At 71.8% G+C, this 10,112-nt stretch carries 12 protein-coding genes; 10 read left to right on the top strand and 2 right to left on the bottom strand.

Annotated features, from left to right (window positions below; translation table 11 throughout):
• Positions 1-5: 5 nt before the first annotated feature.
• The 7 genes from ACXAHD_RS04115 to ACXAHD_RS04145 all read left to right on the top strand — a co-directional run bounded on the left by ACXAHD_RS04115 (position 6) and on the right by ACXAHD_RS04145 (position 5,105).
• A complete protein-coding gene (locus tag ACXAHD_RS04115) occupies positions 6-653 on the top strand; it encodes a dienelactone hydrolase family protein (protein ID WP_281555287.1) in 648 nt (215 codons plus the stop codon).
• A 111-nt stretch (positions 654-764) separates the two neighbouring features.
• On the top strand, positions 765-1,430 hold the full coding sequence (locus ACXAHD_RS04120) for a DUF4178 domain-containing protein (RefSeq protein ID WP_289213588.1): 666 nt from the start codon (positions 765-767) through the stop codon (positions 1,428-1,430).
• 1 nt (position 1,431) lies between these two features.
• Entirely contained in the window at positions 1,432-1,983 is a 552-nt protein-coding gene (locus tag ACXAHD_RS04125; RefSeq protein ID WP_281555286.1) for a DUF2617 family protein, read from the top strand.
• Entirely contained in the window at positions 1,980-2,405 is a 426-nt protein-coding gene (locus ACXAHD_RS04130) for a DUF4247 domain-containing protein (RefSeq protein ID WP_123602249.1), read from the top strand. The genes ACXAHD_RS04125 and ACXAHD_RS04130 overlap by 4 nt, the downstream gene beginning before the upstream one ends.
• A gap of 31 nt (positions 2,406-2,436) precedes the next feature.
• Positions 2,437-2,862 carry a DUF350 domain-containing protein gene (locus tag ACXAHD_RS04135; RefSeq protein ID WP_123602248.1) on the top strand — a complete coding sequence of 142 codons (426 nt, stop codon included), beginning with the start codon at positions 2,437-2,439 and terminating at the stop codon, positions 2,860-2,862.
• A gap of 33 nt (positions 2,863-2,895) precedes the next feature.
• Positions 2,896-4,500 (top strand): polyamine aminopropyltransferase, encoded by a 1,605-nt coding sequence (locus tag ACXAHD_RS04140; RefSeq protein ID WP_289213039.1) that lies wholly within the window; start codon positions 2,896-2,898, stop codon positions 4,498-4,500.
• Between the two features lie 179 nt (positions 4,501-4,679).
• A complete protein-coding gene (locus tag ACXAHD_RS04145; RefSeq protein WP_289213038.1) occupies positions 4,680-5,105 on the top strand; it encodes a hypothetical protein in 426 nt (141 codons plus the stop codon).
• Between the two features lie 12 nt (positions 5,106-5,117).
• Here the strand turns inward: ACXAHD_RS04145 and ACXAHD_RS04150 are convergent, their stop codons facing one another.
• On the bottom strand, positions 5,118-5,735 hold the full coding sequence (locus ACXAHD_RS04150; RefSeq protein ID WP_289213037.1) for a TetR/AcrR family transcriptional regulator: 618 nt from the start codon (positions 5,733-5,735) through the stop codon (positions 5,118-5,120).
• A 434-nt stretch (positions 5,736-6,169) separates the two neighbouring features.
• Here ACXAHD_RS04150 and ACXAHD_RS04155 point away from each other — a divergent pair, with 434 nt between their 5' ends.
• From ACXAHD_RS04155 to ACXAHD_RS04165, 3 genes are all read left to right on the top strand, one after another.
• A complete protein-coding gene (locus ACXAHD_RS04155) occupies positions 6,170-6,529 on the top strand; it encodes an SDR family oxidoreductase (RefSeq protein WP_289213036.1) in 360 nt (119 codons plus the stop codon).
• Positions 6,530-6,649: 120 nt separating this feature from the next.
• Positions 6,650-8,851, top strand: coding sequence for a putative bifunctional diguanylate cyclase/phosphodiesterase (locus ACXAHD_RS04160; protein WP_289213035.1), 2,202 nt, complete (start codon positions 6,650-6,652; stop codon positions 8,849-8,851).
• 111 nt (positions 8,852-8,962) lie between these two features.
• Positions 8,963-9,127, top strand: a complete 165-nt coding sequence (locus ACXAHD_RS04165; RefSeq protein WP_289213034.1) for a hypothetical protein — start codon at positions 8,963-8,965, stop codon at positions 9,125-9,127.
• A 133-nt stretch (positions 9,128-9,260) separates the two neighbouring features.
• Here the strand turns inward: ACXAHD_RS04165 and ACXAHD_RS04170 are convergent.
• A partial coding sequence (locus tag ACXAHD_RS04170) for a cysteine hydrolase family protein (RefSeq protein ID WP_475048692.1) occupies positions 9,261-10,112 on the bottom strand: 852 nt, incomplete at its 5' end.

Below are 10,112 nucleotides of genomic sequence, written 5' to 3' on the forward strand. Positions count from 1 at the left end.
CCCAGGTGGCCCAGGACACCGCGACCCGCGTCCCCGCCGTCGACGTCGCGCTCGACGCTGACGTGGTGGTGCCCGCCCGCACCCGCGCGGTGGTGCTGTTCGCCCACGGCAGCGGCAGCTCCCGGCTCAGTCCACGCAACCGGATGGTGGCCGGCCGGCTGCACGCGACCGGCCTCGCGACCGTCCTGGCCGATCTGCTGACCAAGGAAGAGGAGCAGATCGACGCGACCACCGCCCAACTGCGCTTCGACATCGCCCTGCTCAGCCGGCGGCTGACCGCGGTGGTGGACTGGGCCGTCGAACAGCCGGAGCTCGACGGCCTACCGGTAGGGCTGTTCGGCGCCAGCACCGGCGCGGCGGCGGCGCTGAGTGCCGCCGCGTCCCGGCCGGAACGGGTCGGTGCCGTGGTGTCGCGGGGCGGTCGGCCGGACCTGGCCGGGAACGTCCTGGCCGAGGTGCGGGCACCGACCCTGCTGCTGGTCGGGGAGCTTGATCCGCAGGTCGCAGAGCTCAACGCGGCGGCTGCGGCTGCCCTGCGGGCTCCGCACGACCTGCGGGTGGTGCCAGGCGCCGGTCACCTGTTCGCCGAGCCGGGCGCGCTGGACCGGGTCGCCGCCGACGCCGCCGGATGGTTCGACACACACCTGCACTGAAGTCGCTGCTTTCTGTAGCTGACCCGTCACTTAGTCGCGCTACCGGTGAGTGACGTGCGCGCACTTGTTACGGTCGTCGACCGGTGCGACGTGCGGAGGACGGCGGCGATGATGAACGGGACCATTGCTTACCTGGTGACCGGGCTGGGATGCCTGATCGCGACGGCTGGTGTGGTGGTGGCGGCGATCGCCGTGTGGCAGACCCGGACCCGCGGCGGCAGCTCTCGAAAAAGGTCCGGTGGGGGACCGGTCGACCCGTTCCACACCGGGGACACCGACGCGCTGCGTGGCGATCCGCGTCGCCTCGGCCCCGGCGACATCGTGGAGATCCGGGCACAGTCGTACGCGGTCCGCGGCAGCCTGCACTTCGCCGAGGGCAGCTGGACCTGGAGCGAGCACTTCCTCGACGACGCGCGGGGCGACAAGCTGTGGCTCTCCGTCGAGTCCGATCCCGACCTGGAGCTGGTGTTGTGGCGGGCGGCCGGGCCCGACCTGCAACACCTGCAGCCCGGCCCGGCTGCGGTGGACGTCGCCGGGCGCCGGTACCGGCTTGACGAGTCCGGCCAGGCCCGGTTCACCAGCGTCGGGGCGACCGGGCTGGCCCCCAGCGGCTTCGTGCGCTACTTCGACTACACCGCCCCGGACAACGCCCGGCTGTCCTTCGAAGGCTTTGGCGACTCGGGCCGGTGGGAGGTCGGCTTCGGCGAGGTGCTGCACCGCGCCGAGGTGATGATCTACCCCTCCGCCGGTCAGGCACCTACCGTCGGGAAGGCCTGACATGCTGGTCGCCCTGGACGCACCGTACGTCGACACCAGCGCGGCGGAGCTCAGCTTCGCGCTGGGTCTGGCCGAGCGACCCGCCCTGCACGTGCTCGAGCTGCCGCTGCCGGGCGCCGGCGGCGGTGCCCGCTCCAGCTCCGGTTCGCAGCCGCCCGGTTCGCAGCCGGCAGGGCTGCTGCGCCTGCGGTTACTCGGGGCCTCGCACCAGGTCGTGCTGCGTACCGCCGGCCATGACCTGGTCGAGACGCTCGCCTGCCTGCCCGGTCACCCGCCCGACCTGCCGGCGGTGGTGGACGCCGATGACGGCTACCGGTTCGCCGCGCGGGCGCTTCGGCTGTCGGCCGGCGAGCTCGCCGGGCGGGCCGACCACCTCCGCCGGCAGCTGACCGGCGACCCGCATGCCCTGGTCGGCGTCTTCCCGGGCAGCCCCGACGCACTCACCGCGCTGCACGCCCGGATCGATGGTGCACGGATCAGTTGGCGCACCTGGCATGCGTACCCGCAGACAGCCGAGTTGGTCGAGACCGAGACGGTGGTGACAGTACGGTGACTTCCCGCAAGTGGATCGTCGGTGGCGTGGTCCTCGCTCTGGTGGGCGTGATCGTGTCGTGCTGCGGGCTGGCCGCCGGCACCTTCTCCGCCCGCGGCTACGTCGAGCGCAGCTACGCCCGCTCGGTGGTCGACGACATCGGCTCCGACGCCGAGGGGTACCGCTCCGACCTGCCACCGCGCCAGGTGGCGCAGCAGCTCACCCGGGCGTTCAGCCCGGCCGACCAGTACACCGTCGGTGACCGTCACTACCTGCGCTACGGCGACGACTCGGTGGTCATCCTGCCGATCGCCGCCGGCTCGCTGATCCTGCTGGAACGCATGACGACCGCGTACCCCCGGTACCGCTCCGTCGTCGGCAACTCGTGGAACTGGCAGCGCGGCAGCACGATCCGGGGCGGCGGTCCCGGCACCGGCAAGTAACCACCCCCATCCCACCACCTGGAGTTGGCACATGTTCCGCACTCTGTTCGTCGATCTGCTGCTCACCCTGGCGTACGCCGGGGTGGGTCTGGTCCTGATGGCGCTCGGCTACCTGCTGGTCGACCTGGTCACCCCGGGCAAGCTGCACGAACTCATCTGGGCGCAGCGCAACCGCAACGCGACCGTGCTGCTCGCCTCGAACCTGTTCGCGGTGGGCACCATCGTCGTGGCCGCGATCGCCGCCGGGGAGAACAGCTTCGTCACCGGCCTGGTCGGCACCGCCGGGTACGGGCTGCTCGGCCTGCTCGTGATGGCGGTGTCGTTCGTGCTGCTGGACGCGGTCACCCCGGGCCGCCTCGGGGACATTCTGGTGGACCGGGAGCCGCACCCGGCGGTCTGGGTCAGCGCGACCATCCACCTTGCCACCGGTGCCATCGTGGCGGCGGCGATCAGCTGATGTCGGCGAGCAGCTGTCGTCGGTGGTCGGTTGATGTCGGCGGTCGTGGTGCCGGCGCCGGGTGACGGTGCCGGCCCCGTCACCCGGTACGCCCGGCTGGCCCGCCCGGCGGTCCTGGCCGCGGTCTTCGTCTGCGCGGCCTGCGGCCTGGTGTACGAGTTGGCGCTGGTCGCCCTCGGCAGCTACCTGATCGGTGACACTGTCGGCCAGGCGTCGATCGTGCTGGGCGTGATGGTCTTCGCGATGGGCGTCGGCGCGTTGGCGGCCAAGCCGCTGCAGCACCGCGCGGTGGTCGCCTTCGCCGCGGTCGAGCTCACCCTGGCGCTGCTCGGCGGGTTGTCGGTGCTGGGCCTGTACGCCGCCTTTGCCTGGCTGGACCTCTACGCGCCCGCGCTGGTGGCGACCGCGTTCGTGCTGGGGCTGCTGATCGGGGCGGAGATTCCGCTGCTGATGGTCCTGCTGCAGCGGATCCGGGCGCAGTCGGCCGGTAGCGCGGTCGCCGACCTGTTCGCGGCCGACTACGTCGGTGCCCTGCTGGGCGGTCTGGCCTTCCCGTTCCTGCTGATCCCGTTCTTCGGCCAGTTGCGTGGGGCGCTGCTGGTCGGCGCGGTGAACGCGCTGGCCGGAATCCTGCTGGTCGGCACGGTCTTCCGGGGTGATCTCGGCCGGCGCGGCCGGGCCGGGGTCGTCCTGGCCGCCACCGTGGTGATGGCGACGCTGGCCGGTGCCTATCTGGTGGCGGCGGACTTCGAGGTGACCGCGCGCCAGCAGCTCTACCGGGATCCGGTGGTGCACGCCGAACGCAGCCGCTACCAGGAGATCGTCCTGACCCGGGCGGTGTCGCCGGTCGCCGACGGCTCCGATCTGCGGCTGTACCTCGACGGGGATCTGCAGTTCAGCTCGGTGGACGAGTACCGCTACCACGAGGCGTTGGTCCATCCGGCGCTGGCCGGTCGGCGGGACCGGGTGCTGCTGCTCGGCGGCGGGGACGGGCTGGCCCTGCGCGAGGTGCTGCGCTACCCCGATGTCGCCTCGGTGACGGTCGTCGAGCTGGACCCGGCGGTGGTCGCGTTGGCCCGGGCCGAGCCGGACATCCGGGCGCTCAACGGCGCGGCCTTCGACGATCCACGGGTACGCCTGGTGCACGCCGACGCGTTCGCCTGGCTGCGCGGCGCACCGGGGGTCTTCGACGCGGTCGTCGTCGATCTGCCGGACCCGGACCAGACCGCGACGGCGAAGCTCTACTCAGTGGAGTTCTACTCGCTGGTCCGGCAGGCGCTCGGCCCGCAGGGCCGGATGGTGGTGCAGGCCGGGTCCCCGTACTTCGCGCCGCGTGCCTTCTGGTGCATCGAGGCGTCGGTGCGGCATGCGGGCTGGACGACCCGGCCGTACCACGTCGATGTCCCGTCGTTCGGTGACTGGGGCTTCCTGCTCGCGGTCGCCGACGGCGAGGGGGACGGCCCGGTGCCGACGCCGCGGGTACCTGCGGAGGCGCCCACGCTGCGCTTCCTGGACCCCGAGGTGCTGCGGGCGGCGCAGGTCTTTCCACCGGACCGGGGCCCGGTGCCGGTCGAGCCGTCGACGCTGCTGGACCCCCGGGTGCTCACCTACAGTCGGGCGGCGTGGCGCGGCTACTGATCCACCGTGTCCGCTGGGTGTGTGGACGATCACCGGCGACGGGTGAGCGGCACCACCGGTAGCCAAGCAAGCGACCGGTATGGTCGGTGGCTGGTTGGTCAGCACGAGGGGGTGCCCGATGGCGACGGGGTCGGACTGGATGACGCCGGGGGCACACCCGGTCGCGGACGGGTGTACCGGTGCCGGCGCACGGGCCGGTGGGTGACAGCGTCCATCGACGGGCGGACGAACTGCTGGCCCATCACCGGGACCGGTTGGCCGAGATGGCGGCCGCGGTCGGTGCCGGCGCGTGGACCGCGTACCTGGTGGCGCGGACCCTGCCCTGGACGCGACGCCGCACGCTCGACGATCGGCCGCCGTACCACCGGATGCTAGCGGTCAACGATACGGCGTTGCATCTCGATCTGCTGGCCGAGCAGGGCCGGGTGGCGACGCACCGGATGGGCGGCGTGCGTGACGTCGACGGTGGGCTGATCGGCGGGCTGAATGCCTGCGGGAACATGGCGGCCAGCCCGTTCGGACCGGGCTATCCGGGTGCCGGTACGACGCTCGCCGCCGCAATGAGGTACGGATATCTGAGCGGGCGCTCGTTGGCCGCCGGGTGAGCAGCCAGCCGGTCAGCCGGCCGGGGCCGGCGTGCCCGCATCGGTCGGGCGCGCGGCCAGGCCGTCGAGGAAGATCGCGGTGCACTGGTCGGCGAGCCGGCTGGTGGGATTGTCGGGGCTCGGTTGGAACCACCGGACCGACAGCCAGACCGCGTCGCGGATGAAGCGGTAGAACACCCGAGTGTCGATGTCGGGGCGGAACGCTCCGCTGCTGACGCCCGCTTCGATCACCCCGAGCCAGGCGCTCTGCACCTCGCGGGCGACGTCCTTGAGGTAGTGGAACCGGGCCAGGACACGCAGGTAGTTGACGTCGTTCTGGTAGATCTCGGTGGCGTGCGGGTGGGCCGCGGCGGTGTCAAGCGAGGCGCGGACCAGCTCGCGCAGCCGGGTCGCCGGGTCGTTCTCTCCGGCCAGCACCTCGGCGTACCGGTGGCGCAGATCCTCCAGGTAGGGGCCGAGGATGGCCTCGATGATCGCTTCCTTCGAGTCGAAATGGTGGTACAGGCTGCCAGACAGGATGCCTACCTCGTCGGCGATCTGCCGGACCGTGGTGGCGGCCACGCCGCGACTGGCGAAGAAGGCCGCCGCGCAGGCGATGATCTGCTGTCGTCGATCCAGCGACTCTGCCACGGTGCCTCTTTCGGGTCTGCGGTCCAACGAGCGGCCGCCAGCGTAGCAGAGCCGATCAAGCGCTTGGTGCGACGGTGTGACGGGTGTCGGTGCGGGGCTGGGTCGCCCCAGGTCGAGTTTCGGGAAGGCTGACGCGATGCCCGGGAGATTCACCGGAAAGGTTGCTCTGGTCACCGGCGCCGGCCGGGGACCGGCCGGGCCACCGCGCTGCGGTTTGCCGCCGAATCAGCGAGGGTTGTCGTCAACGACATCAATCCCGACAGCATCGCCGAGACCCGGTCGGGCCGAGCTGGTACCCGCCGGTGACCTCGGCGACGTCACCTCGGCCGACCAGGTGGCCGCCCTGGTCGCCGAGGTGGTCGACCGGTACGGCCCAGCCGACATCCTGGTCAACAAACGCCGATGGAGCACTGCCCGGAGCCGCCTGGGCGACGGTGGCCGACGCCAGCATCGAGGACTGGAGCGGATTCCTCGCGTTCAACCTCACCTCGGTGTTCCTCTGCGCCCGGGCCGTACTGCCCGGCATGCTGGCCGCCGGGCGCGGGCACATCGTCGGCATCGGCTCGATTCCGGCACCGACGGCCAGGTCAACGGTGCGGCCTACGCGGCCGCCAAAGGCCGGAATGGGTGCCCTGGTCGCCTCGATCGCCAAGGAGTACGGGTCTCACGGGATCTCGTCGAACGGGATCGTCGTCGGCAACGCGCCGTTTCCCAACCGGACCCCGGACTCGTCGTACCTGTCCGGGGCGATGGTCCCGGTCGATGGCGGATTCCACCGGTCCAACTTGTTGTGACGTACCGGGCGCTACCACCGGCGGCCCGGCCCACGCTATCCACCGAACAGTCCACCAGGGACACCGAACGCTGGAGTGTCGGCCCCCCGGGCCATGATCGCAGGCCGTAGTCTGGCGGACATGGCCCCTGGACGCCGCCGGCAGTGGCTGACCGCGCTGCGCTCCTGGGTGAAGGTCGGGACGAACCAGCCGTTGCTGCCGGTGGTACGCCGGGCCTTCCTGGCGTTCCTGCTGGCATGCCTGGCTACGGTAGTTCCACAGTGGCTAATCTCGCCTGTGGTCGAGCCGAGCCGGTCCTGGCCGGTGCTGCCGGCCGTCGCCGTCCTGGCGGTGCTCGCCGTGCGGCTGTACCGGCGGGAACAACCGACGATCGGCCATGACCTGCTCGCCGCCGTCGCCGTCGGCGTGGTGATCTGGGGGGTCGGGGCGCTACCGGCCGGCGGGGTGCTGTTCGTCGGCACCGCGCTGCGCGCACTCTACGGCGGCCTGCCCGCCGCTCTGCTGTCGGTCGGGTTCACCCTCGCGGCGATGACCACCGGCGTGCTCGCCGCTGGTGGCACCCTGGCTGAGGTGCAGCTCGGCCAGTACGGCCCCGGCCTGCTGCTGTCGTCGTTGGCGCTGCGCCTGGTGCTGCTCGCGGTCCGCCGGTACGAGGCCGGCACGGCGGCCCGGTTCGAGGCGGTCGTCCGGTCGTCGCGCGACGTGATCGTGCTGACCGACCGGGATACCACGGTCAGCTACCTGAGCCCGGCGGCGGCGGACGTGTTCCGGCTCGCCGACGGGCTGCCCGGCGACCGGCTGCTGTCCTGGATCGTCCCGGCGGACCGGCCGGCGGCCGACGCCTGGATTTCGCGGTTGCTCGGCGACGCCGGCGCGGCGGAGGCCCTGCAGTGCCGGGTCTTGACCCCGGAGGCCGAGGAGCCGGCCACCGTCGAGATCAGCGGGCAGAACCTGCTGCACGATCCGAACGTCCACGGGCTGTTGTTCGCCGTCCGTGACGTCACCGAGCGGGTGCGGCTCACCGAGCGGCTGCGCCATCAGGCGTACCATGATCCGCTGACCGGCCTGGCCAACCGGGCCCTGCTGCGGGAACGCCTGGCCACAGCGCTCGGCAGCACCACCGACGTCGCGCTGCTGCTGGTCGACATCGACTCGTTCAAGGTGGTCAATGACGCTCTCGGCCACCAGGCCGGTGACGACCTGCTGGTCGAGGTCGCCGGCTTGCTGCGGCGCCGGTTGGCGGCCACCGACCTGCTGGCCGCCCTCGGCGGTGACGAGTTCGCGGTGCTGCTGACTGCCGAGCGGGCCGCTGCCCGCGACACCGAGCGGATCGCCGACGACCTGTTGGCGGTCTTCGACCGGCCGATCGAGGTGGCCGGCCACCTGCGGCTGATCGGCGCCCGGGTCGGCATCGCGGTCAGCGACGGCGACGCCGACGCCGACCGGCTGATGCGCGAGGCCGACATCGCGTTGCAGATCGCCAAGGCCGCGCCCCGGGCCCGTCGGGTGCGGTACCGCACCGAACTGCACCAGGCTGCGGTCGACCGGGTGCGCCTGCAGGTGGAGGCGCAGGACGCGTTGTCGCGGCGCGAGTTCGTCCTGCACTACCAGCCGATCCACGCGCTGTCCGACGGTGCGGTACGCGGCGTGGAGGCGCTGGTCCGATGGCGTCACCCGCAGCGCGGCATGGTCCGGCCGGACCAGTTCATCCCGCTGGTCGAGGGCAGTGGGCTGATCGTTTCACTAGGCCGCTGGATTCTCCGCGAGGCCTGTGTCACCGGTGCTGGATGGCAGCGGCTCAGCGGCCGACCGCTGCAGATCAACGTCAATGTCAGTGTGCGCCAGTTCATGCTGGGCGACGTGGTCGCGGACGTGCTCGCCGCGTTGGAACGCTCCGGCCTGCCGCCGGCCACGCTGACCCTGGAGATGACCGAGAGCGTCCTGGCCACCGAGCACGACGCGATCGAGTCGCAGCTGTCCGCGCTGCGTCGACTCGGCGTGCGGATCGCACTCGACGACTTCGGCACCGGATTCAGCTCCCTCGGCCACCTGCACCGCTATCCGATCGACGAGTTGAAGATCGACAAGATTTTCGTGAGCCGGATCGGCGCCGAGGATCCGACCTGCCTGCCGGTGGTCCAGGCCATCCTGGCGATGAGTCGAGGGCTACGGCTCAGCACGGTGGCCGAGGGGATTGAGAACGACGACCAGCGGGCCGAGCTGACCGCTATGGGCTGCGAGTTCGGGCAGGGGTTCGGCCTGTCCCGGCCGGTGGAGGAGCCGGCCCTGCGGGCCCTGCTGCGCCGGTCCGCCGTGTCGTAGCCGGCCCGGACTGAGGCCAGCATGTCGGGTGTCGGGTTCAGACGAGGGTGTCGGCGAGGGTCTCCGGGGCGAACAGTTCCGCCGGGTCCAGCAGCTTCTCCCGCCGGCGGCGTGGTGCAGACCGCCGGTGCGGTAGCTGACCGCGTCGACCGGCAGCCCGTGGTGTTCGGCCAGGATGCCGCGGATCCACACGGCGGCGGTCATCTGGTAATGCGCACGGGCGGCAAGGCGGACAAGGCCCGGTTGCGGGCCGACGCCGCGAACCAATTCGGCTGACCGGCCGGTGCCCCGTCTCGCGACAGTGATGCTGCGTTCGCCGGTCGGTGCGTAACGTCACCGGTGGAGCCGGTGCGAATCAGCAGGCGTCGGCGTCCGGTGCGAGACCGACGACGGTCCCCGTACGGCGGGGTCAGGAGCCGGTCCAGACCGCGACGACCTGATCGCTGGTGGTCCAGTCCTCCGAGGCGAGCAGGGCCCGGAACGCCGGTTCGCAGGCGGCGGTGAGCTCGGCGTTGTTGTTGGCGACGCAGTCGGCCGGCACGACGGTGAAGTAGTCCCGTTCGATCGCGTCGCGGACGGTGGACTCGACACATCCGGTGCCGGCGACACCGGCCACCACCAGGCTGCGGATGTCCCGGCTGCGGAGCAGGTTCTCCAGCTGGGTGCCGACGAACGCGCTGCGCCGCAGCTTTTCGAACACCACCTCGCCCGGCTGCGGGGCGAGCTCGTCCACGATCTCCCAACCCCAGGTGCCACGCATGCAGTGCAGCGGTTCGAAGCCGTGCCGCAGGTTGTCGGCGAGCCAGACCGGCGAGGCCAGCGACCCGTCGGGATGCTGCACCACCCGGCAGTAGAGCACCGCGACGCCGGCGGTGCGGGCTGCGGCGGCGAGCCGGGCGATCGGCGTCACCACGCTCTGAAAGCCGGCCACCATCGCCGTGCCGAAGGCCTTCGCGCAGTATCCGTCGTCGTGCACGAAGTCGTTCTGCATGTCCACGACGAGCAGCGCCGTCCGGGTCGGTTCGATCTTCAGGTCGAGGCGGTCGGGTAGGACGTGACCGAGGTAGCTGCGGGCCATCGGAGCTCCGGGGGGCGACCCGGGGGTGGGGCGACAAACACCAGGAAACCCCCCAGCGGTGGTCCCCCAACTGCGCAATCCCCCACCCCCCTCTCTCCCCCCCCCCCTCCCCCTCCCCCCCCCACGCCCGGCACCGTCGGCGAGCGACCGGCGAGCGGCACCGTCGGCGAGCGACCGCTGGCA

It is taken from the genome of Micromonospora sp. ABR4_055, from assembly GCF_056160425.1.